At 59.6% G+C, this 24,052-nt stretch carries 26 protein-coding genes; 8 read left to right on the top strand and 18 right to left on the bottom strand.

The features are described 5' to 3' along the window. The first annotated feature begins 3 nt into the window (after nt 1-3). Together M5B97_RS07990 and M5B97_RS07985 are read left to right on the top strand one after the other, a co-directional pair. Nucleotides 4-405, top strand: a complete 402-nt coding sequence (locus tag M5B97_RS07990) for a YbaY family lipoprotein (protein ID WP_134658244.1) — start codon at nt 4-6, stop codon at nt 403-405. Between the two features lie 23 nt (nt 406-428). Beyond that, nucleotides 429-1,118, top strand: coding sequence for a DUF4197 domain-containing protein (locus M5B97_RS07985; RefSeq protein WP_134658246.1), 690 nt, complete (start codon nt 429-431; stop codon nt 1,116-1,118). Nucleotides 1,119-1,154: 36 nt separating this feature from the next. Here M5B97_RS07985 and M5B97_RS07980 read toward each other — a convergent pair whose 3' ends face one another. Genes M5B97_RS07980 through M5B97_RS07965 form a run of 4 tightly spaced genes read right to left on the bottom strand, consistent with a single transcriptional unit; the run spans nt 1,155 to nt 4,550 of the window. After that, entirely contained in the window at nt 1,155-1,748 is a 594-nt protein-coding gene (locus tag M5B97_RS07980; protein ID WP_248731204.1) for a threonine transporter RhtB, read from the bottom strand. Between the two features lie 48 nt (nt 1,749-1,796). Continuing rightward, nucleotides 1,797-2,414 carry a LysE family translocator gene (locus M5B97_RS07975; RefSeq protein ID WP_248731203.1) on the bottom strand — a complete coding sequence of 206 codons (618 nt, stop codon included), beginning with the start codon at nt 2,412-2,414 and terminating at the stop codon, nt 1,797-1,799. Between the two features lie 22 nt (nt 2,415-2,436). Continuing rightward, complete coding sequence (locus tag M5B97_RS07970) at nt 2,437-3,753, bottom strand: serine hydroxymethyltransferase (RefSeq protein WP_248731202.1); 1,317 nt, start codon at nt 3,751-3,753, stop codon at nt 2,437-2,439. 32 nt (nt 3,754-3,785) lie between these two features. Then, the gene (locus M5B97_RS07965) at nt 3,786-4,550 is read right to left on the bottom strand and encodes an ArpA protein (RefSeq protein ID WP_123714873.1); all 765 of its coding nucleotides are present in this window, start codon (nt 4,548-4,550) and stop codon (nt 3,786-3,788) included. A gap of 165 nt (nt 4,551-4,715) precedes the next feature. Between M5B97_RS07965 and M5B97_RS07960 the strand changes: the two genes are divergently transcribed. Beyond that, nucleotides 4,716-5,171 (top strand): Lrp/AsnC family transcriptional regulator, encoded by a 456-nt coding sequence (locus tag M5B97_RS07960; protein WP_123715212.1) that lies wholly within the window; start codon nt 4,716-4,718, stop codon nt 5,169-5,171. Nucleotides 5,172-5,290: 119 nt separating this feature from the next. Here the strand turns inward: M5B97_RS07960 and M5B97_RS07955 are convergent, their stop codons facing one another. Together M5B97_RS07955 and M5B97_RS07950 are read right to left on the bottom strand one after the other, a co-directional pair. Beyond that, complete coding sequence (locus tag M5B97_RS07955; RefSeq protein WP_248731201.1) at nt 5,291-8,359, bottom strand: efflux RND transporter permease subunit; 3,069 nt, start codon at nt 8,357-8,359, stop codon at nt 5,291-5,293. A 6-nt stretch (nt 8,360-8,365) separates the two neighbouring features. Next, complete coding sequence (locus tag M5B97_RS07950; RefSeq protein ID WP_248731200.1) at nt 8,366-9,466, bottom strand: efflux RND transporter periplasmic adaptor subunit; 1,101 nt, start codon at nt 9,464-9,466, stop codon at nt 8,366-8,368. A gap of 93 nt (nt 9,467-9,559) precedes the next feature. Between M5B97_RS07950 and M5B97_RS07945 the strand changes: the two genes are divergently transcribed. Beyond that, nucleotides 9,560-10,195: a TetR/AcrR family transcriptional regulator gene (locus M5B97_RS07945; protein ID WP_123714871.1), complete on the top strand. Its 636-nt coding sequence runs from the start codon at nt 9,560-9,562 to the stop codon at nt 10,193-10,195. On the opposite strand, the gene M5B97_RS07940 is transcribed toward M5B97_RS07945, so the two are convergent. Beyond that, nucleotides 10,173-10,967 carry a class I SAM-dependent methyltransferase gene (locus M5B97_RS07940; RefSeq protein ID WP_134658262.1) on the bottom strand — a complete coding sequence of 265 codons (795 nt, stop codon included), beginning with the start codon at nt 10,965-10,967 and terminating at the stop codon, nt 10,173-10,175. The genes M5B97_RS07945 and M5B97_RS07940 overlap by 23 nt on opposite strands. Before the next feature lie 96 nt (nt 10,968-11,063). On the opposite strand from M5B97_RS07940, the gene M5B97_RS07935 reads away from it, so the two are divergent. Then, nucleotides 11,064-11,684, top strand: a complete 621-nt coding sequence (locus tag M5B97_RS07935) for an energy transducer TonB (RefSeq protein WP_123714869.1) — start codon at nt 11,064-11,066, stop codon at nt 11,682-11,684. Nucleotide 11,685: 1 nt separating this feature from the next. Here the strand turns inward: M5B97_RS07935 and M5B97_RS07930 are convergent, their stop codons facing one another. From M5B97_RS07930 to ppc, 6 genes are all read right to left on the bottom strand, one after another. Beyond that, nucleotides 11,686-12,513: an isocitrate lyase/phosphoenolpyruvate mutase family protein gene (locus M5B97_RS07930; RefSeq protein ID WP_248731199.1), complete on the bottom strand. Its 828-nt coding sequence runs from the start codon at nt 12,511-12,513 to the stop codon at nt 11,686-11,688. Nucleotides 12,514-12,539: 26 nt separating this feature from the next. Continuing rightward, a complete protein-coding gene (locus M5B97_RS07925; RefSeq protein WP_248731198.1) occupies nt 12,540-13,400 on the bottom strand; it encodes a DUF72 domain-containing protein in 861 nt (286 codons plus the stop codon). Continuing rightward, nucleotides 13,400-13,702, bottom strand: a complete 303-nt coding sequence (locus tag M5B97_RS07920; RefSeq protein WP_123714866.1) for a hypothetical protein — start codon at nt 13,700-13,702, stop codon at nt 13,400-13,402. Before M5B97_RS07920 ends, M5B97_RS07925 begins: the two co-directional genes overlap by 1 nt. A gap of 160 nt (nt 13,703-13,862) precedes the next feature. Next, complete coding sequence (gene tsaB, locus M5B97_RS07915; protein ID WP_248731197.1) at nt 13,863-14,549, bottom strand: tRNA (adenosine(37)-N6)-threonylcarbamoyltransferase complex dimerization subunit type 1 TsaB; 687 nt, start codon at nt 14,547-14,549, stop codon at nt 13,863-13,865. 90 nt (nt 14,550-14,639) lie between these two features. Continuing rightward, the gene (gene adk / locus M5B97_RS07910; RefSeq protein WP_248731196.1) at nt 14,640-15,287 is read right to left on the bottom strand and encodes an adenylate kinase; all 648 of its coding nucleotides are present in this window, start codon (nt 15,285-15,287) and stop codon (nt 14,640-14,642) included. Nucleotides 15,288-15,584: 297 nt separating this feature from the next. Beyond that, on the bottom strand, nt 15,585-18,212 hold the full coding sequence (gene ppc, locus M5B97_RS07905) for a phosphoenolpyruvate carboxylase (RefSeq protein WP_248731195.1): 2,628 nt from the start codon (nt 18,210-18,212) through the stop codon (nt 15,585-15,587). Nucleotides 18,213-18,396: 184 nt separating this feature from the next. Here ppc and M5B97_RS07900 point away from each other — a divergent pair, with 184 nt between their 5' ends. From M5B97_RS07900 to M5B97_RS07890, 3 genes are all read left to right on the top strand, one after another. After that, nucleotides 18,397-18,741 (top strand): pilin assembly protein, encoded by a 345-nt coding sequence (locus tag M5B97_RS07900; RefSeq protein WP_123714863.1) that lies wholly within the window; start codon nt 18,397-18,399, stop codon nt 18,739-18,741. Between the two features lie 283 nt (nt 18,742-19,024). Further along, nucleotides 19,025-19,450, top strand: a complete 426-nt coding sequence (locus M5B97_RS07895; protein ID WP_123714862.1) for a DUF4398 domain-containing protein — start codon at nt 19,025-19,027, stop codon at nt 19,448-19,450. 55 nt (nt 19,451-19,505) lie between these two features. Further along, nucleotides 19,506-20,291: an OmpA family protein gene (locus M5B97_RS07890; RefSeq protein WP_134658274.1), complete on the top strand. Its 786-nt coding sequence runs from the start codon at nt 19,506-19,508 to the stop codon at nt 20,289-20,291. 50 nt (nt 20,292-20,341) lie between these two features. On the opposite strand, the gene M5B97_RS07885 is transcribed toward M5B97_RS07890, so the two are convergent. From M5B97_RS07885 to M5B97_RS07865, 5 genes are all read right to left on the bottom strand, one after another. Further along, entirely contained in the window at nt 20,342-20,554 is a 213-nt protein-coding gene (locus M5B97_RS07885; RefSeq protein WP_248731194.1) for a hypothetical protein, read from the bottom strand. A gap of 79 nt (nt 20,555-20,633) precedes the next feature. Next, nucleotides 20,634-20,960, bottom strand: a complete 327-nt coding sequence (locus M5B97_RS07880; protein WP_123714860.1) for a hypothetical protein — start codon at nt 20,958-20,960, stop codon at nt 20,634-20,636. Further along, the gene (locus M5B97_RS07875) at nt 20,960-21,862 is read right to left on the bottom strand and encodes an alpha/beta hydrolase (RefSeq protein ID WP_248731193.1); all 903 of its coding nucleotides are present in this window, start codon (nt 21,860-21,862) and stop codon (nt 20,960-20,962) included. Before M5B97_RS07875 ends, M5B97_RS07880 begins: the two co-directional genes overlap by 1 nt. Nucleotides 21,863-21,889: 27 nt before the next feature. After that, nucleotides 21,890-23,167, bottom strand: coding sequence for a flavohemoglobin expression-modulating QEGLA motif protein (locus tag M5B97_RS07870; RefSeq protein ID WP_134658279.1), 1,278 nt, complete (start codon nt 23,165-23,167; stop codon nt 21,890-21,892). A 76-nt stretch (nt 23,168-23,243) separates the two neighbouring features. Further along, nucleotides 23,244-23,960: a TetR family transcriptional regulator gene (locus M5B97_RS07865; RefSeq protein WP_123714857.1), complete on the bottom strand. Its 717-nt coding sequence runs from the start codon at nt 23,958-23,960 to the stop codon at nt 23,244-23,246. Nucleotides 23,961-24,052 lie beyond the last annotated feature (92 nt).

Raw genomic sequence — 24,052 nt, 5'->3', positions numbered from 1 at the left:
ACCGTGAAAAAAATCATCCTCCTGGGCCTGACCGCCCTGCTCGGAGCTTGCCAGTCCATGACCCCAGCCCCCAAGGCCAGCCTCGACGGCGAAGTGTTCTACCTGCAACGCATTGCCCTGCCGCCTGCGGCCACTTTGAGCGTGAGCCTGCAAGACGTGTCCCTGATGGACGCCCCGGCCGTGACGCTCGCCGAACAGAAAGGCCCGGTCAAAGGCCAGGTACCGCTGCCCTTTCACCTGAGCTACGACCCTGCGCAAGTCAAGCCGGGTCACAGTTACTCGGTCAGCGCTCGCATCGAACTGGATGGCAAGTTACTGTTTGTCACCACCGAACGGCACTCCGTACAGCTCAACGGCCAGGCTCAACCACCGCTGCGCCTGCGTGTTGATGCGGTCGCCCACTGATTCACGAACTCAAGGAAGCGTCCATGCTCCGTAACTCCCTTCGCCTTACCGCCCTGTGTGCCGGCCTCCTGCTCGGTGCCAACGCCATGGCGCTCGACCTTGGCAGCCTATCCCAGGGCGACGCCAACGGCGGCCTCAAGGACGCACTGACCCAAGGCGCACAGATCGCCGTGAAACAGCTGGGCGTGCCCGGCGGTTTTAGCAACAACCCCGAAGTGAAGATCGGCCTGCCGGGCAAACTCGGCAAAGTCGCCGACAAGCTGAAAATGTTCGGCATGGGTGACCAGGTCACCCAACTGGAAGACAGCATGAACAAAGCGGCTGAAACGGCCGTGACCCAGGCGCAACCGATCTTGGTCAATGCGGTGAAGAACATGAGCGTGACCGACGCCAAAGGCATCCTCACCGGCGGCCAGGATTCGGCGACTCAATACCTGAACAAAAGCAGCCGTGACCAGATCCGCGCCAAGTTCCTGCCGATCGTCAAGGCCGCTACCGACAAGGTGGGCGTAGCCCAGCAGTACAACGCCCTGGCCGGCAAGGCCGCAGCCTTCGGCGCGCTCGATGCCAAAAGTGCCAACGTTGAAAGCTATGTGACCGAACAGGCGCTGGACGGGTTGTTCAAGATGATCGCGCAGCAGGAAGAAACCATCCGCAAGAACCCGGCGGCGGCGGCCACCAGTTTGGCGAAGAAGGTCTTCGGCGCACTGTAAAGCCTGGACGGATCGCTCCCTGCAATGGGGAGCGATCTAATGAATGACCGAATCAGCCAGGCGGCCCAACATCAGCGTGGAAAAGCAGCCAACGGCGATTGAAGTAACACGGTTGATCCTCAGCGGCGTCAGCCAGGTCTTGTTTACCCCGGTAATCCGGCTACCGAACAGAATCCACGCCGACCCCACCGGAATGATGACCAACGCCAGCGTACTCATGAAGGCCGCATACCCCTGCAAGGTAACGAAGGCATCCATCGGCGCGATAAATGAAACGATCAACAAGCCCTTGGGGTTCATCACTGTCAGCAAAAAGAAAGACCGTCCCGAAAAACGGTCGGGGCTTGGGCCGACCACGCTGTTCTTGCGCTGCCACAAGGTGCAGGAAAGAAACAACAGGTAGCAGGCAGCAGCCAGTTGCGTCGCTTTAATCGCCCACGGCGACCAGGTTGACAGGTAAAGCAGCGCACCGCCCCACACCGATACCTGAAGCAGATAAGCCACGCATTCGATATACGCCAGGCGCCAGGAAGCGGCAAAGCCAAACAACACTCCGGCGCGCAACAACAGGGTGTTGGTCGGGCCAGGCACTACCAGCAACAACACCAATGCAGAAACGGTCCCAAACATGAGTTTATCCCCGGTCGGAAATGATCAAGCGCCTTTCCACCGATAGCCCTACTGCGTCAGCGTGAATGACCAGGCGACCGTCGCTATCATCAAAATCGCAAAGCTTACGTTAAGTACCCGGCTCCAAGTGGGATGGATGAACCAGCGGCGCAATTTGCTGCCCGCAAACAACCACAGGAAGTCGAACACCACGCAGACCAACAGACAGATCAGCGCCTTCGTCGCTTGTTCCCAGGCTGGCGCCGTACCCAGGGTGAAACTGCCCAGTAGCGCGGCAAACGCGGCATACGCCTTGATGTTCGCGGCGCCCAGCAGGAACCCTGCGCTCCAGCCGGGAGTGACGATTGGCTGCTCATCCTTGATCGGCGGCGCAGTGCCGATGCGATAAGCCAACGACAAAATATAAAGGATGGAAATGACCGCCAGCACCGTCGCCACTATCGGAAAGCTGTGCAGCACTACATACAGCCCCGTGGCTACCAATGTCATGGCAATCACCAGGCCCAACGTAATGCCGATGAAAAACTCAACTGAACGTTTCAGGCCATAAGCGGCGCCGCTCGCCGCCAGTGCCAGGGTCGCAGGACCCGGACTGGCAAGCAACGCGATGGCGGCGACGGCAAACGTCAGTGTCGCCTGGTAAACGGAAACGACGGTATCGGGCATAGGGGTCTCCTTTGAGAATGACTTAGCGAGGCAGCCCATTTTCATGGCAGTAATAGACAGTTCTGTAGTTCTTCATGAAATCGATCACACCGTTGGCGATCGCCATTGGGTCCTCTTTATGCAGCAGCACCTTGGCAATCTGATCGGCTATCCACGCCATTTCCCGCTCTTTCATGCCCAACCTGGTGACTTCGACCGTCCCCAGTCGAATGCCCGATTCCTTGTAAGGGTCCGTATCCCACGGCAGCGGCATTTCGTTGGCGATGATGTTGGCCGCTTCCAGGCGCTGAGCCGCCTCACGGCCGCTGGCAAAGGGTTTTGAATCGATGACAATCTGATGGGTGCGGGTGTAGCCCTGCTCCCTGTAAAAGGCGGTCACGCCCCTGCGGTCCAGATGCATGGCCAGCGTCTGCGCGTTACTCACGACCTGCTTCATGTAGGTCTGCCCGTACTCCAGCATCTCGGTGGCGGCCACTGCGAGTGCCGCCACCCGGTTGATTTGGTGGCTACCGGTCAGGGTAGGGAAAATCGCTTCATGCACAGGTGCCGTCAACGCAGCATCGTTCCACAGGATCACACCGCCCTGGGGACCGCTGAACGTCTTTCCGGAAGAGCCGGTCATCAGGTCCGCCCCTTCCGCCAGCGGGTCCTGGAACAGCCCTGCACTGATCAGGCCCAATTGGTGGGCGGCGTCGAAGTAGACCTTTCCGCCCCAGGGTGAAACGATGCCTTTGATATCCGCCACCGGCAGAGGAAACAGGGTCAGTGTCATGCCCAGGCCAATCACGGCAGGCTTCAGGGTTTGGGCAACTTCGCCAAAGCGCGTGAGATCGATGTCCGCCGTCTTATGCACGAAGGGAATGTCCCAGACCTTGAGCCCACGCACACCGGGCGGGCCATTGGTTCGATTGCTGGTGTCGCCTCCCCTGATCACCGGTACGGTCATGACATTATCCTGGGGGCGGGTCAACGCCGTGTACGCCGCCAGTACGGCTGCCATGCCGCCCATCAGGCGATGATCGGCTTGCTGGGCGCGCAAGGTGATTTTCAATAATTCCACGCAGAGCGATTCCAGCTCGTCGATGTTCTTCATGCCGGAGAAAAACCGGTTGTCGCGCCCGATATGCCCACCCGAAGCACGCATGCCGACCTCGCTGGACAGCAGAGCGCGCACGGACGGGCTGGTGGGTGACTCGGCGGCCACAAGGTTGATGCACTGCTGCCCGCGCCACTGTTCGTTACGAACCACCGCCGCCCGAACCAGATCAGCCATGGCAGCGTGCGATTGCGCCTGTTTGAGTAATGTATTGGCATGCTGCAAGCAGTGAATATCGTGCATAGCTATCATCCCGTGGGTGCATTTGCGGTGTTCTATGCCAGGTTTTTTGCGGCCTCTGCGTGCTGGTCTTCCCACCAACGGTCATTGCCGTGCAGGTTTCTGGACAGATCTTTTTCAGCCGCCCACGTCATGTTGAGGATGATGCGCGTGGCGTCTTCATTCAGTGGGATCGTGCGGTGCAGGGTGGTGTCCGTGCGCAGGAAATAGATATCTCCTGTCTTGAAGCCATAGGTGGCAATCGGATTACTGCACAGCAATTCATGAATCCTGGGGTTGGATTTATCCCATGAGGTATGCGGCACACATTGCAACATGCCGCCCTTGGCGATAGGAGGCGTCTCGATAATCCAGATCAACGCGAAACTGTAGTCACCCCAATGCCAACCATGGGTATCGCCTTTGCGTTCCTGCCTGGTAATCAGGTATTCCTCGTCCTGGGACACGGAGGCGACGATCTGCGTGTCGGCGATCAACGACAAGGTGCCGAGCAGCACTTCGGATTTGGACAGCGCACCGATCAATGGGCTGTTTTCAGCAATAAACTCACTGCGCACCACACTCATATAGCGCGGTGTGTTGTCGGTCGTCGCCAAGTGCAGATCGCGGCGTTCGAGTTGACGGTCGATCAAGCTGTGGACATCTGCCGTGATTACTTCGCGCAATGAATCATCGACAATATCGCGCAACTTTATAAAACCATTACGCGAAAACTCATTACGCAGCGCGAACACTCTTTTTTCGGGAAAGTTATCAGCATGGTGTTGTTGCAGGCGTGCTTCATCAAGTACGTAGTTCATTTCAATCCCTCGACAATAGAACAATTTAAAACAACAGCACAGTACTGCGTATGACTGCACGCAAAAACCATAGACAAGATATTTTAAAAAAACCATTCTTTTCTTAAGGATCTATGGTATGTAAGATTCTTCACGCTATTCTTCACTATTCGTAAGGTCAAACTAATGAAAAAGCTTACAAAGAGCGGCCAGACGTTAGACCCTATTGATAGCGCTCTGATTGTTGCTCTTCATCAGAACGCACGTACGTCCATACGCGCGCTGGCCCGCCAGGTAGGCCTGTCTGCACCGGGTTGCAGCGAGCGCATGAAGCGCCTGGAGCAGGCAGGCATCATTGTCGGGTTCAGTGTAGAGCTCGGTGCCGAGGCATTGGGGTATGCGTTGCAGGCGTTAGTCAGAGTTAAACCATTGCCGGGGAAGTTTCAAGAAGTGGAACAGCTACTCGCAAACATGACTGAATGCGTGGTGTGCTACAAAATAACCGGAGAAGACAGTTTTGTTTGCCATCTTTATACCGAGTCGGTAGGCCATTTGGACCTGACATTGCAGAAAATCACACCACTGGCCGACACAAATACATCAATTATTAAAACTGTCGTCAGGAAGCTCCCCACTCTCTAAATAAAGCGGGTGACATTCAGGCTTTGCAGGCAACTAGCGAATTTCAGACATCCACCACTCTTCCCAACCGTCATCAGGCGCATGTTTATTACATACGCCCAATAACCGCCGCCCTCTCGTTATTGCCGGGCTTCGTTCTTGATACGAAACCATGCCGCATACAGCGCTGGCAGAAACAATAAGGTCAACGCCGTCGCCACAATCAACCCGCCCATGATCGCCACCGCCATCGGCCCGAAGAACACGCTGCGCGACAGCGGGATCATCGCCAGTACCGCCGCGAGTGCCGTAAGGACAATCGGGCGGAAGCGTCGGACGGTGGCTTCGATAATGGCTTGCCACGGTGCCAGGCCGGCCTTGATGTCTTGTTCGATCTGGTCCACCAGGATCACCGAGTTACGCATGATCATGCCCGACAAGGCGATAGTGCCGAGCATCGCCACAAAGCCGAAGGGCTGGCGGAACACCAGCAGGAACAGCGTCACACCGATCAAGCCCAGCGGAGCCGTCAGAAACACCATGGCGGTGCGTGAGAAGCTGCGCAGTTGCAACATCAGCAAGGTCAGCACCACCACGATGAACAACGGCACACCGGCCTTCACCGAGTTCTGGCCACGGGCGGAGTCTTCGACGGTGCCGCCCACTTCGAGCAGGTAGCCATCCGGCAGTTCGGCGCGTACTCCCTCGAGGGTCGGCAGGATCTGCTGGACCAGGGTCGCCGGTTGTTCCTTGCCATAGATGTCGGCGCGAATGGTCACGGTCGGCAGGCGGTTACGGTGCCAGATAACGCCCTCTTCAAAGCCGTATTCAAGGGTGGCGATCTGTGACAACGCGACACTTTTGCCGTTGTCGGTCGGTACCGCCAGGCTTGGCAACAGCGACAGCTCGGTGCGCTCATGCACGGTGCCGCGCAGGAGGATTTCGATCAACTCGTTGTCCTCGCGATATTGGCTGACGGTGGAGCCGGTCAGTGAGCTCTGCAAGAACTTCGACAGGTTGGCGGTGCTTACGCCGAGCGCGCGGGCGCGGTCCTGGTCGATGTTGAGGTAGACGATCTTGCTCGGTTCTTCCCAGTCCAGGTGCACGTTGACCACGTGGGTATTTTCACGAACCTTGGCGGCGACTTTGCGCGCCAGCGCACGCACTTCCTCGATGTGCTCGCCCGTCACGCGGAACTGTACCGGGTACCCCACGGGCGGGCCGTTCTCCAGGCGCGTGACCCGCGAGCGCAGCTCGGGGAATTGCTCGTTGAGGGTTTCGATCAGCCACGTGCGCAGGCTTTCGCGCTCTTCAATGGTGTTGGCCAGCACTACAAATTGCGCAAAGCTGGCCGCCGGCAATTGCTGGTCCAGCGGCAGGTAGAAACGCGGCGAGCCGGTGCCGATATAAGCCACATAGTTGTCGATACCCGCGTGGTCCTTGAGCAAGGCTTCCAAGCGTTTGACCTGGTCGGCGGTGTTGCTCAGGGACGCGCCTTCGGCCAGTTTCAAGTCAACCATCAACTCCAGACGACCCGAAGCCGGAAAGAACTGCTGCGGCACAAAGCGGAACAGCGCGACCGAGCCGATGAACAACAGCAACGTCAGCACGATCACGGTTTTGCGCCGACGCACACACCATTCGACCAAACCTCTTACACGCTGGTAGAAGGGCGTGCCGTAGGGATCCGGACCATCGGCGCCGTGTTTGGCTGCATGAATCTTCGCCAGGTCCGGCAGGAGCTTTTCCCCCAGGTACGGCACAAACACCACGGCGGCCACCCATGAGGCCAACAGTGCGATGGTCACCACCTGGAAGATCGAGCGGGTGTATTCCCCTGTGCTCGACTGCGCCGTGGCAATCGGCAGGAAGCCGGCCGCCGTGATCAGCGTGCCGGTAAGCATCGGAAACGCAGTGCTGGTCCAGGCGAAGCTCGCCGCCTTGAGCCGGTCGTAGCCCTGCTCCATTTTGATCGCCATCATTTCCACGGCGATGATCGCGTCGTCCACCAGCAAGCCCAGGGCCAGTACCAAAGCACCAAGGGAAATCTTGTGCAGGCCGATACCCAGGTAGTACATGGTGGCAAACGTCATCGCGAGCACCAGCGGAATCGCCAGGGCCACCACCATGCCGGTACGCACACCCAGGGAGAAGAAGCTCACCAACAAGACGATGGCCAATGCCTCAGCCAGCACCTGGACGAATTCGCCGACGCTGGTTTTCACCGCAGCCGGTTGATCCGACACTTTGCGCAGTTCCATACCCGCCGGAAGGTTCTTCTGCAGACGTGCGAACTCCCCTTCAAGGGCCTTACCCAGTACCAAAATGTCGCCGCCGTCACGCATGGCCACGGCCAGGCCGATAGCATCGGCGCCCATGTAGCGCATGCGCGGCGCCGGTGGATCGTTGAAGCCGCGGTGGATGTCGGCTACATCACTGATGCGCAAAGTCCGGTCACCGACGCGAATCGGGAAGTTGCGGATCTCCTCCACGGTTTTGAAGTTACCCGACACCCGCAGTTGCACGCGCTCGGTCGGGGTTTCAAAGAAGCCTGCGGTGGAAACGGCGTTCTGCTCCTGCAAGGCTTGCTGCACGGCCGCCAAGGGCACGCCGAGGGTGGCGAGCTTGAGGTTGGACAGCTCGATCCAGACTTTCTCGTCCTGCAGGCCCAGCAGCTCGACTTTGCCCACGTCCGGCACGCGCTGCAGTTGAATCTGGATACGGTCGGCGTAGTCCTTGAGCACGGCATAGTCAAAGCCGTCGCCGGTGAGGGCGTAGATGTTGCCGAAGGTGGTGCCGAATTCGTCGTTGAAAAACGGCCCCTGGATATCCGGCGGCAAGGTCTGGCGAATGTCGCTGATCTTCTTGCGCACCTGGTACCACAAGTCAGGAATTTGCGCAGAGTGCATCGAGTCGCGGGCCATGAAGGTGACCTGGGATTCGCCGGGGCGCGAGAACGAGACAATGCGCTCGTAGTCGCCGGTCTCCATCAGTTTTTTCTCGATGCGCTCGGTCACTTGCCGCGAAACTTCCTGGGCCGTGGCCCCAGGCCAATTGGTCTTGATCACCATGGCCTTGAAGGTAAACGGCGGGTCTTCGCTTTGCCCCAGTTTGGTGTAAGACAAAGTGCCGACCACTGCCAGCAGGATCATCAGGAACAGTACGATCTGGCGATTACGCAACGCCCATTCGGAAAGATTGAAACGCATCGGGGACTACTCCTTGGCCGCCAGATTTACAACGCGGTTGGAGCGGTCCACCGGGCGCACTTGCTGGCCCTCATGGAGGACATGCACACCCGCTGCAATTACCCAATCGGTAGGGGCCAAGCCTTCCAGCACGGGCACGGTTTTTTCGCCGAAGGCACCGATACGCACCGGGGTACGCTTAAGGGAGTTATCAGGTTGCACGCGCCAGACGTAGGCGGCGCCGTTCTCCGCACTGAGGGCCGACAGCGGCACCGACAGCGCAATCACACCTTCGGTCTGTATGAAAACGCGGGCGCTCTGGCCCAGTTCAGCCGGGACTTTGCCGCCGGTGAAGGCAACGCGGGCGGCGAAGGTACGCGACTTGGGGTCTGCGGCGGGGGACAGTTCGCGGATGTGCCCGGTAAAGCGCTGGTCCGGCTGGCTCCATAACTCGACCGACACCGGCTGACCGACCTTGAACCGACCGAAGCCCTGCTCAGGCAGGCTGATCAACACTTCCCGCTCGCCGTCGGCGGCCAAGGTGAACACGGTTTGCCCGGCTGCCACCACTTGCCCGACTTCCACCGCACGCTTGGCAACCACACCGTCCTGGGGCGCGCGCAGCACGGCATAACCGGCCTGGTTACTGGACACATCGAACTCGGCCTTAATCTGCTTGAGGCGCGCTTCACCGGATCGGTAGAGGTTTTCAGAATTGTCGTACTGCGAGCGGCTGACCATCTGACGATCCATCAGGGTCTTGTAGCGATCACGCTCGGCGCGCACCAGGTTCAGGTTCGCCTCGGCGGCGGCCACTTGGGCGCGGGTGGCTTCCAGTTGCAGGCGCACATCCTGGGGGTCAAGTTCAGCCAGGGGTTGATTGGCCTTGACTCGATCACCCTCCTCCACCAGACGTTTACTGACTTTACCGCCGATGCGAAAGGCCAGGTCCGGCTCATAACGGGCGCGCACTTCGCCAGGATAACTGTCCATCGCCTGCGCCGACGGTTGTGGTTGCACCACCATGGCCGGGCGGATGGTGGTTTGGGCCGCTTCCTCATGGCCGCAGGCGGCCAGGAGGAAGACCAGGCTGGCAGGCAACGCAAGGGGCAGGAAAGTGCTGCGCATGCTGAAGGACCTTTCGCAAATGGAGCTAGGAATAATTATACTGGCCAGTATGTTATTAATACCAAACTCACCAGTCCAGTATTAAAGGTGAAAATGTCCGACAATCTTGTGAACACCAATAGCCCCGGGCGTCCCAAGGACATGGCAAAACGCCAGGCAATCCTCGAAGCAGCGAAAACCCTGTTTTTGAGCAATGGCTACGCCAGCACCAGCATGGATGCCGTGGCCCTTGAGGCAGGCGTGTCGAAATTGACCGTGTACAGCCACTTCACCGACAAAGAGACCCTGTTCACCGCTGCCGTAGTGGCCAAGTGCGAAGAACAGTTGCCGGTGATGTATTTCGAGCTGCCTGAAGGTGTGCCCGTGGAAACCGTACTGCTGAATATCGCACGGGGCTTTCATCGGCTTATCAACAGCACGGAATCGGTGAACCTGCACCGCCTGATGATGACCACCGGCAATCAGGACGTGAAACTCTCACAGATCTTCTTCGAAGCCGGCCCCATGCGCATGCTCCAGGGGATGGAGCGCCTGCTCGGCAAGATCGATCAGAGCGGCGCCCTGAGCATCGACAAACCGTTTACGGCAGCCGAACATTTCTTCTGCCTGCTCAAGGGCACGGCAAACTTCTGTTTGCTCTATGGCTGCGGTGGGCAACTGACCGAGGAAGACGCCGAAGCCCACGTGCAGGAGGTGGTGGGGTTGTTTATGCGGGCTTATCGGCCTTGAGCGCTTTCTTGGGATAGATGTCATACCGGCTGGACTTGCCATCCAACGCGTGGCTCGGCTTTGGCCCTTCGATGCACGGCGCCTTGCGCGGGCGCTTCACCACCACGCGGTGGCTGGCCAGGGCCAGGGCCGCTGCGAGCAACGCCGGGGCGTCCGGATCGTCGCCCACCAATGGACGGAACAGGCGCATTTCCTTCTTTACCAGGGCGGTTTTCTCACGATGAGGAAACATCGGGTCCAGGTAGATCACCTGGGGCGGCTCGCCTTCCCAGTTGAGCATCACGTCGATGGAGTTGCCCTTGAGCAACTTCATGCGCGCCACAATCGGCGCCACCTCGAAATCATCCGCACCGCGTGCCAGGCCGTCTTCGAGCAACGCGCCGATCAGCGGTTGGCGCTCGATCAGGCTCATCTCGCAGCCCAGGCTGGCCAGTACGAACGCGTCCTTGCCCAGGCCTGCCGTGGCATCCAGCACACGTGGGCGCACGCCCTGGGCAATGCCCACGGCCTTGGCAATCATCTGCCCGCTGCCACCGCCGTATAAGCGCCGGTGCGCCGCGCCGCCTTCGACAAAATCCACGCGCACCGGCCCCGGTGCGTCAGGCCCAAGCTGTTGCAGTTGTAGCCCTTGTTCCCCTACTTGCAGGGAAAAGTCCGCCGCCTCCAGCTGTAACGGCAGCCCAAGCTGTTCAGCCCATTGCTCGGCACGCGCCTGGAAACCTTCGGCCAAGGCCTCGACCCGAATGCGGCTGGCCGCTGGTTGTTCGCTCATCAATTGCTACGCTCAAAAATATTAAGGATCGGCCAACAGTGGCCGATAAAAACAACAGTCAGGTATTTTGCCAGAGCTGAGCGTCGACCGAGAAAAATGTCAGACATTCTTCCCCTAACCATCGGTGTACTGCCGACCCACAACCATTACGGCCTGCGCAATACTCAAGCGCTGGCCGGGGTGAGTCATGTGTGGCAGGACTTCTTCGCCCGTGCGTTGGCCGAACAGCTCGGCGATTCGCCGGACGCGCTCGCAGCCAAGGCGCCTGCACTGCTGGACCCAGCGGTAGAACCCAGTGAAGGATCCGACCTGCTGTCGCAGATCCTCACCCAGCGTGAATGCGACGTGAAAGACACCGAGATCGCCCCGCCTGAACCGCTGTTCCTGCCCATTGCCGAATTCGAACCGGACCTGCTGCCACCACCAGCCACGCCGTTCCCGCCTGAAGAAATTGTCGCCCAACAGCGCCAGCAGAATTTCGAAAGCGGCTGGGTTCGCCCGATCGTGTTGAACGCCGGCCAGCCGCTGCCCGAACCCGGCCCTGCACCGCAACCGTACCCGTTGCACCTGCCTATCGCCGAGTTCGAACTGGACCTGCTGCCACCGCCTGCCACGCCGTACCCAGCTGAAGAGCTGGTGGCCCAACAGAAGGCATTGGACTTCGACTATCACTGGGCGCGCCCGCTGATCCTCAACAACCTGCGCCTGGCCGCCTGACTCACCGCTTGAAAAATCCATTGGCCTGGCTGAACGGCATCTTGCGTTCGGTGAAGTCGAACGTGCCCGACTCATACACTTCCTGCGCCGCCCGGTAGAATTCGCCATACGCCGCCAGGGCGAAAGCCGAGCCGACGCTGATGCGCCGCACCCCGATCTCGCTCAACTGCGCCACGCTCAAGTTCAAGCCACCGGACATCAACACGTTCACAGGCTTGGGCGCGACTGCCTTGACCACGGCCACCACTTCTTCGGCATTGCGCAAAGCCGGCGCATACAACACGTCTGCACCCGCTTCGGCGTAGGCTTGCAGGCGGCGAATGGTGTCGGACAGATCCAGGCGACCATGCAGGAGGTTTTCTGCGCGGGCTGTCAGCGTGAAGGCAAAGGGCAAACTGCGCGCAGCCGCGACAGCGGCTTCAACGCGCTCAACCGATAAGTCAAACGGGTAGATCGGGTCAGCCGCGATGCCTGTGGCGTCTTCGATGGAACCGCCGACAATGCCGGTGGCCGCCGCCCGCAAAAGGGTGTGGGCGCAGCCTTCGGGGGTGTCGCTGAAGCCGTTTTCCAGGTCGGCCGCCACCGGCAGCGAGGTCGCCCGGACGATCGTTGAGGCATTGCCCAACGTCTCCTCCAGCGATAGCGCGCCTTCAGCATCCGGCCGCCCCAGGCTGAACGCAAACCCGGCGCTGGTAGTGGCCAAGGCTTCAAAACCAAGACTGGCAAGCATGATGGCGGAACCGGCATCCCACGGATTAGGCATAACGAACGCGCGATCACGTTCATGCAGGGCCTTGAAGGTTTCGCCGCGCAGGGTTTGTGCATCCATGACTCACTCCTGTCAGAAAGGGAGCCTTAGAGTAAACCCAATTGCTCCGCTACAGGTTCCCGATGCAACGTCGGCAAGGGTGGTAAACCTGGCAGGCGTGCCATCAGTTTGTCGTGAAACCGCAGCGCCAGTTGCGCGGCCAAGCGATTATCCGAGGTGTGCAAGAACACGTAGGGCGTGCGCCCTTCCTCGATCCAGCCGGCGATCTTTTCCACCCAAGGGAGCAGGAACGGATCATTGGCTTCCAGTTCCGGGTGACCAATAAACCGCACTTGAGGAAATTGGGTGAGCGCCGCGGGGCGTGGCGGTACCTTGGGCTTTTTCGATTGGGCATGCAGCACCGCGGCCGAGGTGGACGTACAGCTGAACAGGGCGCGGGGATCGAGGCAGATACGCTCGACGCCACGGTCACGCAGCAAGCGGTTGAGCATCCGTTCGGCATCGCCCTTGGCGAAGAATTCCGAATGACGAACCTCAACCGCCAGCGGGCGCTCCAGGCCATCAATGAAACCGGCCAGCTCACCCAGGCGCGATGGCGAAAACGTCGCCGGCAATTGCAGCCACAACGGCGAAATACGTTCGCCCAGCGGGCTCATCAAACCGATAAAACTTTCCGCCGCCGGCAGTTGCTCCCGCAAGTCACCGCCGTGACTGATGTCGCCGGGGAACTTGGCGGTGAACCGAAAATCCGCAGGCATGATTTCAGCCCAGCGCTGCACGGTGGCGGCCGAGGGGCGGGCATAAAATGTGGTGTTGCCTTCAACGGCGTTGAAAACCTGGGAATACAGTGCAAGGTAATCGCCGGAACGGGCGTCGGCCGGGTACAGGTATTCGCGCCAGGCGTTTTCGCTCCAGGAGGGACAACCGATGAAGTAAGGCAGGCGCATCAGATGTGGATATCGAGACCCAGCACTTCCATATCCCATTCGACAAAGCCGGCGGTGGTCAGGTAGCTGGCCAGGGCGGTGGCGACGCTTTTGCTCATGGAACGCGGGAAGACCATGTCTTGCTGGCGGGCGGGAAGACCGCCGATACGCGCGCCTGCCGAAGCCTGGGCGTTGGATGGCGAGTCGGACTGCACCTCGATGAAGTCCGGCGAATCTTCGACGGACTCGTCTACCGTGACGTTCGCCTTACGCGGCTTGCGCTTGATGGGGTAGGACTGTGAGGAAAAACCGTCTATACGCATACATGCAGACTCGGTATCAATGATGGCAATTTAGCGGCACTTTCCATGGCGCGCAAATGCTCTGGTGATAACTAGAACACATAATTTGTAAAAGGTTTAGAAACCTGGGCAAATTCTGACGGTTGGCGAAATTTGTCGCCAAATTCCCGCATTTTTGGCGTCAAATAATCCCGCGTTCGGCCTTGGTCTGCGCCACTTTATCACGCAGGTAAACCGGTGCCGCCTGATCGGCCGGGATCGCTTCGCCGCGTTCGTAAGCGAAGCGCGCCAGGTCCAGCAAGTCTTGTGCGTGGGGCAACATATCGGCCGCCTGGCCGACGGTTTTCACGCAGATGCGCTCACCATAGCCCCAGCCGGTGCCGGCACCGAACCAATCGCCCATGGCATCGTCGGGCAATACGGACGCCTCTGGCGCCTGAACCGCCTCGGCCCCCACCAGACGCATTTCCCCGGCGGTTTCGCGGTAGCACCCCCAGTAGACTTCATCCATCCGTGCATCGATGGCTGCCGCGACCTGAGTGGCACCCTGCTCACGTAACGCACGCTGGGCCAGCACCGCCAGGTTGGAAACCGGCAACACCGGGCGCTCCAGCGCAAACGCGAGGCCCTGTACCACACCGATGGCGATGCGCACGCCGGTGAACGCGCCAGGGCCACGGCCAAACGCGATGGCATCCACAGCAGAAAGCGTGGTGTCCGCCTCCTCAAGCAACTGCTTGATCATCGGCAACAGCTTCTGCGCATGCAGGCGCGGGATCACCTCGTAGTGGCTCGTTACCTTGCCATCGTGCAGCAGGGCAACGGAGCAAGCTTCAGTCGCGGTATCCAGGGCCAGCAGGGTGCTCATGGGTGTGGGTGTCCAAGTCGAAAAAAAGTGCGCCAGTATAAACAACAACGGCCCGCAAGCGGGCCGTTGTACGTGAAGCTGATCGCTGAATCAGCTCAGAGCCTGCAACACCTTGGCGGTGATGGCTTCTACCGAACCTACGCCAGGGATGTGGCTGTACTTCGGTTTGCCCTGCGCAGCGGACAACTTCTGGTAGAAATCCACCAGCAGTTTGGTCTGGGAATGGTAGACCGAGAGGCGATGGCGCACGGTTTCTTCGGTATCGTCCTTACGCTGCACCAGGTCATCGCCAGTGACATCGTCCTTGCCTTCAACCTTCGGCGGGTTGTAGACGGTGTGGTACACGCGGCCCGAGGCTTCGTGAACGCGACGACCGGCGATACGTTGAACGATCTCTTCGTCCTCAACGGCGATTTCAACCACCGCGTCCAGCTCTACGCCGGCTTTCACCAGGGCTTCAGCCTGGGGAATGGTGCGCGGGAAACCGTCGAACAGGAAACCGTTCTTGCAGTCTTCCTGGCTGATGCGCTCCTTGACCAGGTTGATGATCAGGTCATCGGAAACCAGGCCGCCGCTGTCCATCACGCTCTTGGCGATCAGGCCCAGCTCGGTGCCGGCCTTGACGGCGGCACGCAGCATGTCGCCGGTGGAGATTTGTGGAATACCGAACTTTTCAGTAATGAACTTTGCCTGAGTACCTTTACCGGCCCCGGGAGCTCCCAGCAGAATGACGCGCATCGATGTGCTCCTCAATTTTTTATAGAGATGGTGCCCGGATTCGCCGCGTAGGGGCAAATCTCGTAGAAATATGGCTCGTAAATATGTGGGTCCAGGCCGAATCAAACGGCCAAAGGCTGATCAAGATACACAGCGGGCCGTCACCATACAAGCCGCCAAAAGTCGCAGGAACCCGCGCCGGGTATGCGTCATAGGTAGGGTATGCCTGAGTGCAACCCGTCGGCACAAACGCCGGCCGCCCGTTTCCGGGCGGCCGTCGAGGTTTATCCGCAAGCCGTTGAGAACACTTGGAAAACTTCAGCCGGTGTTGCGCAAGCCGGCGGCAATACCCGCCACGGACACCAGCAGCGCCTGTTCCAGAGGGCTGTCTTGCGCGGCCTCCTGTTGACGCGAGCGTGCCAGCAACTCGGCCTGCAGCAGGTGCAGAGGGTCCAAGTAGGTATTACGCAGACGGATGAACTCCAAGGTGTCCGGGCTATGGGCCAGCAGTTGCGACTGCCCGGTCAGGCCAAGCACCACGCTGCACGCCTGCGACAATAGGTCGCGTAAGTGCGCACCCAATGGCAGCAGGTCAGGCTGCACCAGACGCTCGTCATATAGACGGGCAATGTCGGCATCGGCCTTGGCCAGCACCATTTCCAGCATGTCGATGCGCGTACGGAAGAACGGCCACTGTTCGCGCATCTGCCCCAGCAACTCACCTTCGCCGCGTTCCAGCGCCTTGGTCAATGCCGCTTCCCAGCCGAGCCAGGCCGGCAACATCAGGCGGGTCTGGGTCCAGCCGAAGATCCAGGGGATAGCGCGCAGGCTTTCAATGCCACCCGCACGCCGTTTGGCCGGGCGACTGCCCAGTGGCAGACGCCCCAGCTCCTGCTCCGGCGTGGATTGGCGGAAATACTCGACGAACTGTGGGTTTTCCCGCACTACGGCGCGGTAGGCGCTGACACCGTCTGCTGCCAGTTCATCCATCAAATGGCGCCAGGCCGGCTCGGGTGGTGGCGGCGGCAACAGTGTGGCCTCCAGTACGGCCGCCAGGTAGAGGTTGAGGTTTTGTTCGGCGATGTCCGGCAAACCGAATTTGAAGCGGATCATCTCCCCTTGCTCGGTCGTGCGAAAACGCCCCGCCACCGAACCGGGTGGCTGCGACAGAATCGCCTCGTGTGCCGGGCCGCCGCCACGGCCGACGGTGCCGCCCCGACCATGGAACAACAGCAGTTCCACCTGTTGCTCACGGCAGATGTCCACCAGCCGCTCCTGCGCCCGATACTGCGCCCAGGCAGCGGCGGTGGTGCCCGCGTCCTTGGCCGAGTCCGAGTAACCAATCATCACTTCCTGCGGGCCTTGCAGGCGTGCCCTGTACCCCGGCAACTGCAACAGTTGCTCCATCACCGGCCCAGCGTTATCCAGGTCAGCCAGGGTCTCGAACAGCGGCACCACACGCATCGGGCGTTGGACGCCCGACTCCTTGAGCAGCAATTGCACCGCCAATATATCCGACGCAGCGCCGGCCATGGAAATGACATAGGAGCCCAGCGACGCCGCCGGGGCAGCAGCGATTTCCTTGCAGGTGTTCAACACTTCAGCGGTATCCGCCGACGGCTTGAAGTAACCCGGCAGCAAGGGCCGGCGATTGGCCAATTCCTTCATCAGGAAGGCGATACGCGCCTCTTCGTCCCAGTCCTCATAACGGCCAAGGCCAAGGTAGTCGGTGATTTCGGTCATGGCCGCCGAATGACGACTGGAATCCTGGCGCACATCGAGACGCACCAGGAACAAGCCGAATGTCACCGCACGCCGCAGGCAGTCGAGCAACGGTCCATCGGCGATCACGCCCATGCCGCACTCGTGCAGCGACTGGTAGCACAGCTCCAGCGGCTCCAGCAGGTCACGGTTGCTTTGCAGCACCTCGGCGCTGGCCGGCGTAGCAGCCGTCAGCGAGGTGTGCGCCCATTGGCGCGTGGCGCGCAGACGCTCGCGCAGTTGCTTGAGCAAGGCGCGATAGGGTTCGACGCTGTCACCGACCTTGGCTTGCAATGCCGGGCTGGCTTGCTGCATCGACAGCTCCGAGGCCAGGTGATCGACATCGCGCAAATACAGATCGGCCGCCATCCAGCGTGCCAACAGCAGCACTTCACGGGTGACCGGTGCCGTGACGTTGGGGTTACCGTCGCGGTCTCCACCCATCCACGAGGCAAAGCGAATCGGTGCCGCCTCCAGAGGCAGGTGCAATCCGGTAGCGGCGAACAACGCCTTGTCGGCCTTACGCAGGTAATTGGGAATGGCGTGCCATAACGAATGCTCGATCACCGCAAAGCCCCATTTGGCTTCATCCACCGGAGTCGGCCGCACGCGACGGATTTCTTCGGTGTGCCAGGCTTCGGCGATCAGCCGCTGCAAGCGCTCGCGGATCTGCTCACGCTCGGCCGTGGTCAGGTCACGGTGATCCTGCAGGGCCAGTTGCGCGGCAATCGCATCGTATTTCTGGATCAGGGTGCGGCGGGCCACTTCGGTGGGGTGGGCGGTGAGCACCAGTTCGATCTCCAACCGCGCCAACTGGCGCGCCAGGGACTCGTTGCTGTGGCCTTCGCGTTGCAGCCGGGCCAGCAATTGCGGGAGCACCCGGGCCTCGAAGGGCGCCGGCTGCGACTCATCGCGCCGATGGATCAACTGGTACTGCTCGGCGATGTTGGCCAGGTTAAGGAATTGGTTGAAGGCCCGCGCCACAGGCAACAGTTCATTTTCCTGCAACTGGTTCAGGCTGGCGCTCAATTCATCGCCAGCCCCTCGCCGGTCGGCCTTGGCGCCTTTGCGGATCTGCTCGATCTTGTCGAGAAAATCATCACCGTACTGCTCTCGAATGGTGTTGCCCAACAGCTCACCCAGCAGGTGAACATCCTCACGCAAGCGTGCATCGATATCACTCATCAGCCAATCTCCAGCCAGAAATCCGGGACGCGCAGGGGTTCCAGAGTGCCGCCGACGTCGGTTTCTGACAAGGCTTTAAACCTTGTGAGTTGCAGCTAGTCTCAACTATTGAGTCGCGGCGTTATCCACGCCAGCGACCGGTCACTCATCAGCGCCTGCAACCAGCGGGCATATTGAGGTTGCCATGAAAATTCGAGAATTGGCCCAGCATTGGGAAGAAACCGCCAAGGGTCGCATGACCAAAACCGAATACGCGATCCATTTGGACGTGGAATCCGCCGCGAGGCTGGCGGCCATTGCCGAGATGTACCCAAAGCGCAATACCGAAGAATTGCTCGGTGAACTGATCGGCGCCGCCCTTGAAGAGCTGGAAGCCAGCTTTCCATACATCAAGGGCCAACAGGTGATTGCCACCGATGAAGAGGGCGATCCGTTGTACGAGGACGTTGGCCCTACCCCACGTTTCCTCACATTGTCCCGGCGCTATCTGCATGATTTATCGGCCAGTGCCGATGAACAGAAGCACTGATAACCAGTTATAAATTCCTTCAATGTCCCGGTATTCCGGGCCCCTCAGGGGCTCGGGGTACCGCTGTGCGCGACGAAAGTTCCACCTCAAAGGCGCTGACCAATCAGTCAGATATTTTTTTAGGCAAATCGCCATCTTCTCTGAACTTTTGAAAAAAGCCTCAGGTCACAGCCAGTAAGCCATCAACTTGGAACGGCCGTTTGAAAGGGCATCTGGTGCTTTACCGCCGGGCCCCAACCGCTGACCAACGAAGTGGATTTTGATGTTTTTCAGGAGCTATCCAATGGAGTTGAAGACGATGAAAACCAGCACTGCCAAATCCTCGTTTAACCACCTGCGCGGGCTCAAATTGGCCGCGCTGGCAATCGGCACCAGCTTCGTACTGGCGGGTTGCGCAGGTAACCCTCCGACCGAGCAATACGCGGTGACTCAATCGGCTGTTAACAGTGCAGTCAGCGCCGGCGGTACCGAGTTCGCTGCCGTGGAAATGAAATCGGCCCAAGACAAGCTCAAAGAAGCCGAAATCGCCATGCACGACAAGAACTACGACAAAGCTCGTCAGTTGGCCGAACAAGCCGAATGGGACGCTCGCGTTGCAGAGCGCAAGGCCCAGGCTGCCAAAGCCCAACAGGCCGTGAAGGACTCCCAGAAAGCTGTTCAGGAGCTGCGTCAGGAAGGCATGCGCCCGGCTGTTATCCAACAGCAATAAGCCGCTGCCACTGATTGCATTGCACCCGAAATCGAATTGAAAGGACGACACGATTATGCGTAAACAAATGATGATCCCTGCCCTGTTGGCAATGAGCGTTGCTCTGGCGGCCTGCTCCACCCCGCCCAACCAGAACCTGGAAAACGCCAAGACCAACTTCTCGGCTTTGCAGGCGAACCCGCAAGCCACCAAGGTAGCGGCCCTGGAAACCAAGGACGCCAGCGAATGGCTGGACAAGGCTGAAAAAGCCTACCGTGACAAAGAAGACGAGAAAAAAGTCGACCAGTTGGCCTACCTGACCAACCAGCGCGTTGAAGTCGCCAAAGACACCATCGTGTTGCGCGAATCCGAAGCCAAGCTGAAAAACGCCGGTGACGAACGTGCCCGCGCCCTGCTGCAAGCCCGTGATGCACAGATCAAGCAACTGCAAGACAGCCTGAATGCCAAGCAGACCGACCGTGGCACCCTGGTGACTTTCGGTGACGTGCTGTTCGCCACCAACAAGTCCGACCTGAAATCCAGCGGCCTGGTCAACATCACCAAGCTGGCGCAGTTCCTGCGCGATAACCCGGACCGTAAAGTGATCGTCGAAGGCTACACCGACAGCACCGGTTCGGACTCGTACAACCAGTCCCTGTCCGAGCGTCGTGCCGCTTCGGTACAACGTGCACTGGCGCAACAAGGCGTGGATATCTCGCGCATCGTGACCCAGGGTTACGGCAAGGAATACCCGGTTGCCGACAACGGCAGCGTGTCGGGCCGTGCCATGAACCGTCGCGTTGAAGTGACCATCTCCAACGACAACCAGCCGGTCAAGCCTCGCTCCAGCATGGCTAACTGATTGATTGAAGCTGGATAAAAAAACCCACCGGAGACGGTGGGTTTTTTCGTTCAGTACTGGATCTGGCGTTTATTGTCGTCGGCGCCGACAGCATCAAGCTCCGACTGGCGCTTCAATTCGTCTCGCTTCCCTTGGGACGGCTCAGCGTCGCACGCGCTGCACTCATCCAGAATCTGCTGCGCCCGGGCCATGTCCAACATCCTACTGATCGCACCGATATTCACCGTGACTTCCCCCTGGCTGACTATTCGTAAGTTACCCATCAGCACCGCTGACTGGGCACTGAGTGGTTTCTTACGTAATTCGGTTCCAGATATTTCAGAAACGTTGAATTGAAGCGATTTACTGCTGAAGTTGCGGTGTTTCCTGGCCCAGGCAACGCACAGCCTGTTTCTTGTTGTTCACCAGCACACCGCTGAGGCCCTTCTGTTCGGTGTCGAACATTACCAGCACGCCATCAATGCACTGCGCCACTTGCGCGGCCGGGGTCAGGGATATCTTGTAATCCTCACCGGGTACGGTCTTGAGCAGGGTGAAGTCGCTCAGAAGCAATGCATCCTCCGGCTTGGCGAAATGCAGGTAGCCGTAGAACCACAGGCAACCGACGGTACCGATGATGGTGCCGATGCCGGTGAGAATCAGCGGGATCATGTTGCGTTCTTCACTCATTAAGGGCTCTCTGATGAATCAACTTTAGGAATCGGATAATTCGGAATCTCGCCCAGGCGGCGCAGGCCGTTGAAGTGCTGCGGGTCGTCCAGATAGCGCAGCATCACGGTTTGCCAGTTCTTGTCGGCAAAGGTCTGCACATGATCGCCACGGGTCAGTTGCAACACCCGCGGCGGCGGCGCGGCCTGATACAAGCGGATGCCGTTGGCCAGCGGCACTATCGGGTCATCCAGGCTATGGAACAGCAACTTGGGCACACCCGTGAGCGCTGGCATGGCGTTGATCGCACTGTCGGCGTCGGGCACCAGCCAGGACAGCGGCACCTGGAACGGCCATGTTAACCAGGAGGTGCTCAAGGCGAATTGCCCTACGTCACGATAACTGGCGGGCACGCCATCCAGTACCAAGGCCTTGAGCCGGGCCTGGCGCTCCGGGTGTGCGGCCAGGTAATGCACCGCCAGCGCACCGCCCAGGCTTTGCCCAAGGACAACCAGCGGTTGGCCCTGGGTTTCAGGCGCTTGATCGAGCCAACGCAAGGCCGCATCGATATCCTGGTAAATCGCCGGCAACGACGGTTTACCCTCGGATAGCCCGTAGCCACGGTAATCCAGCATCAACACTTGATAGCCCTGTTCCGGCAACCACCAACTGCCACCGAGGTGCCAGGCCAGATTGCCGCCATTACCGTGCAGGTGAAGCACCGTACCCTTGAGCGGCACACCAGGCTTGGCGGGCAACCACCAGGCGTGGAGTTTTACACCGTCAGCGGCAGTGAGCGTGACGTCCCGGTATTGCAGGTGTGCTTTTTCCGGCGTGAACGGCAGGCCGGGTTCGGGATAGAACAACAGCGAGCTGCAGCCGTTCAATGTCAGTAACAGGCATAAAATACCGAGGACTCTCATCCGTTAAAGCCTCCACATGCCAATACCCTAGAGGATATTGGAGTAATCGGCCTCGATCCGGTCCAGGCTCAGGTGGTTGAGGAAGTTGGAGAAGCACATCCACGCCGCCAACGCGTTCATGTCGCGAAACTGCTCAGGCAGGTATTTGGGTGGCACCACCAGACCTTCGTCGACCAGTTGGCGCAAGGTGCGCATGTCTTCCAGGGTGGTCTTGCCGCAGAACAGCAGCGGGACCTGTTCCAACTTGCCCTTGCGCACGGCGAGCTGGATGTAGTTGTAGACCATGATAAAGCCCTTGAGGTAGGACAAATCCTTGGTGAACGGCAAACCGGTCGGCACTGAACCTCGGAACACCCGGCTGGCGTTGCCATAGCTTTCGGCCATCTCAAAGCCCTGCTCGCGGAAGAACTCGAACACCTGCAGGAAGTCGGCGCCCTCCTCTACCATATGGATGGCGCGGGTGCGGTTGGTCAATTTACGCAGGCGGCTCGGGTAAGACGCGAAGGTGATGATCTCCATCAAAATCGCCAGGCCTTCCTGTGTCACCGTGGATGACGGTGGGCCTTTGGACAGGAACGTGCAGATAGGCTGGTTCAGACCGTTAAGGGTGGTGCCGACGTGGACCAGACCTTCATGTACCTCCAGGGCGCGCACGTCACGCTCGTTGAACATCGCGTCGGCGCGGATCTTGATGTAGTCGGCACCCGCCGCAGCGTCCGCGACAATGCCGTCTGACTCGAATACACGGATGGTTTCCTCGGCCTCGCCAAACACTTTGTTCAAGCGGGTCTGCAGCAAGGCGACGGCATCCTTGGCCGTCAGGGTCTTGGCTTCGTCCTTGAGGTCGCCACGGCCGTCGATATTGTTCAGGTAGTCGGAAAGCATCAGGCCGAGGTCCGCCAGAGTCGGGTCGCCGGCATGAAACGCATCGGAGGCGGCGCCGTACAGCTCCTGGGAAATCAGGCCGAAATCCTCGGTGCCGCGGGCCTCGAGCATGCGCACTACCATGCGGTACTCACGGCACATGCGGCGCATGATCTGCCCTACCGGGCTGAACTGGCCGAGGCGGCGGGTGATGTCGCGCTCGATGTTCTGGAATTCAAGCTTCACGGCGCTGGAATCGAACGACAGCGGTCGGTTGAGGTAGTAATCACGATCCACGGCAGGCATGGCCTTGCCCTTGGCCTTGAGAAACCCCTGGCGAATGTTGTCGTCCCACTTCACGGCGTCGAGGACGCGAATCGGTGTTTGCGCCAGCACAATGCGATCAGACAAGGTGCGTATCGTCTGCTGGTAATCGTCCACCTGGTGCTTCCTCTTTGAACGTTATCGGCCCGCGCGCTGCAAGCGCACGGTGAGCCTCACCTGTAGGAGCGTAGTGTCAGACCGAGGCCAACACCAAATGCATGTAGCGCTTGAGTATCTCAAGCATCTCTTCACCGGTCAGCGGGTCCAGACCGCCAAGCAGGCCCTGATACTCCATCCGACCGATAATCGCCGTCAACACTTTGGCATCCTGTTGCGGCTCGCGGGAGCCCAATACCTGGAAAAACTGCCCGGTGCCCTGCAACAGAATCTGCTGATGGGAACGCACCAGTTCGGCCAGGCGCGGGTTGAGCAAGGCTTCCTGACGAAACGCCTGCTCCGCCATCAGGTATTCGCGACGATTGGTCAGCTGACGCATGACGTAATCGGCGGTCAGCCGCGCAATATCGTCGGCCAGTTGCGAACGTGACTCAGGGCTGCCATCACCGTAAGCGACCATCTCGCGCAGCAGGCCCTCATTGCGCACCCACAGCTTGCCCATGAACGCCGCGCTGCGCTCCACGTATTGGGCGAAGGTGTCGGTGAGCAGGTCATCGATATCCTTGAAGTAATAGGTGGTGGCCGACAACGGCACGCCCGCCTCCGCCGCCACTGCGCGATGGCGCACGGCACGCACGCCGTCACGCACGACGATGCGCATCGCCGCATCGAGAATGTCTTGCCGGCGTTGCTCGCTGCCCCGGCGACTGGCCTTGCGGCCCTGGTACTGGACACTTTCAGCCACGGCAGCAGCAATGCCGGCGGCGCCTTCTTGAGCCATTACGCGGTTCACCACACACATCCTTGAATAGATCAAAATCTGGCGCTGTTCGCTTGACGCTTATATACGCCCCATAAAAAAGCCGCCTTATAAAAGGCGGCTTC

Source organism: Pseudomonas sp. MWU13-2517, assembly GCF_023242545.1.
Lineage (GTDB): Bacteria > Pseudomonadota > Gammaproteobacteria > Pseudomonadales > Pseudomonadaceae > Aquipseudomonas.
Note: the sequence above shows the minus strand (reverse complement) of the source record. Positions and strands in the feature narration are given on the sequence as shown.

Excerpts from the sequence above, each read along its gene's own strand:
- M5B97_RS07985 (WP_134658246.1), top strand. The coding sequence starts at position 429 with ATGCTCCGTAACTCCCTTCGCCTTACCGCCCTGTGTGCCGGCCTCCTG.
- M5B97_RS07980 (WP_248731204.1), bottom strand. The coding sequence starts at position 1,748 with ATGTTTGGGACCGTTTCTGCATTGGTGTTGTTGCTGGTAGTGCCTGGC.
- M5B97_RS07975 (WP_248731203.1), bottom strand. The coding sequence starts at position 2,414 with ATGCCCGATACCGTCGTTTCCGTTTACCAGGCGACACTGACGTTTGCC.
- M5B97_RS07970 (WP_248731202.1), bottom strand. The coding sequence starts at position 3,753 with ATGCACGATATTCACTGCTTGCAGCATGCCAATACATTACTCAAACAG.
- M5B97_RS07965 (WP_123714873.1), bottom strand. The coding sequence starts at position 4,550 with ATGAACTACGTACTTGATGAAGCACGCCTGCAACAACACCATGCTGAT.
- M5B97_RS07960 (WP_123715212.1), top strand. The coding sequence starts at position 4,716 with ATGAAAAAGCTTACAAAGAGCGGCCAGACGTTAGACCCTATTGATAGC.
- M5B97_RS07955 (WP_248731201.1), bottom strand. The coding sequence starts at position 8,359 with ATGCGTTTCAATCTTTCCGAATGGGCGTTGCGTAATCGCCAGATCGTA.
- M5B97_RS07950 (WP_248731200.1), bottom strand. The coding sequence starts at position 9,466 with ATGCGCAGCACTTTCCTGCCCCTTGCGTTGCCTGCCAGCCTGGTCTTC.
- M5B97_RS07945 (WP_123714871.1), top strand. The coding sequence starts at position 9,560 with ATGTCCGACAATCTTGTGAACACCAATAGCCCCGGGCGTCCCAAGGAC.
- M5B97_RS07940 (WP_134658262.1), bottom strand. The coding sequence starts at position 10,967 with ATGAGCGAACAACCAGCGGCCAGCCGCATTCGGGTCGAGGCCTTGGCC.
- M5B97_RS07935 (WP_123714869.1), top strand. The coding sequence starts at position 11,064 with ATGTCAGACATTCTTCCCCTAACCATCGGTGTACTGCCGACCCACAAC.
- M5B97_RS07930 (WP_248731199.1), bottom strand. The coding sequence starts at position 12,513 with ATGGATGCACAAACCCTGCGCGGCGAAACCTTCAAGGCCCTGCATGAA.
- M5B97_RS07925 (WP_248731198.1), bottom strand. The coding sequence starts at position 13,400 with ATGCGCCTGCCTTACTTCATCGGTTGTCCCTCCTGGAGCGAAAACGCC.
- M5B97_RS07920 (WP_123714866.1), bottom strand. The coding sequence starts at position 13,702 with ATGCGTATAGACGGTTTTTCCTCACAGTCCTACCCCATCAAGCGCAAG.
- tsaB (WP_248731197.1), bottom strand. The coding sequence starts at position 14,549 with ATGAGCACCCTGCTGGCCCTGGATACCGCGACTGAAGCTTGCTCCGTT.
- adk (WP_248731196.1), bottom strand. The coding sequence starts at position 15,287 with ATGCGCGTCATTCTGCTGGGAGCTCCCGGGGCCGGTAAAGGTACTCAG.
- ppc (WP_248731195.1), bottom strand. The coding sequence starts at position 18,212 with ATGAGTGATATCGATGCACGCTTGCGTGAGGATGTTCACCTGCTGGGT.
- M5B97_RS07900 (WP_123714863.1), top strand. The coding sequence starts at position 18,397 with ATGAAAATTCGAGAATTGGCCCAGCATTGGGAAGAAACCGCCAAGGGT.
- M5B97_RS07895 (WP_123714862.1), top strand. The coding sequence starts at position 19,025 with ATGGAGTTGAAGACGATGAAAACCAGCACTGCCAAATCCTCGTTTAAC.
- M5B97_RS07890 (WP_134658274.1), top strand. The coding sequence starts at position 19,506 with ATGCGTAAACAAATGATGATCCCTGCCCTGTTGGCAATGAGCGTTGCT.
- M5B97_RS07885 (WP_248731194.1), bottom strand. The coding sequence starts at position 20,554 with ATGGGTAACTTACGAATAGTCAGCCAGGGGGAAGTCACGGTGAATATC.
- M5B97_RS07880 (WP_123714860.1), bottom strand. The coding sequence starts at position 20,960 with ATGAGTGAAGAACGCAACATGATCCCGCTGATTCTCACCGGCATCGGC.
- M5B97_RS07875 (WP_248731193.1), bottom strand. The coding sequence starts at position 21,862 with ATGAGAGTCCTCGGTATTTTATGCCTGTTACTGACATTGAACGGCTGC.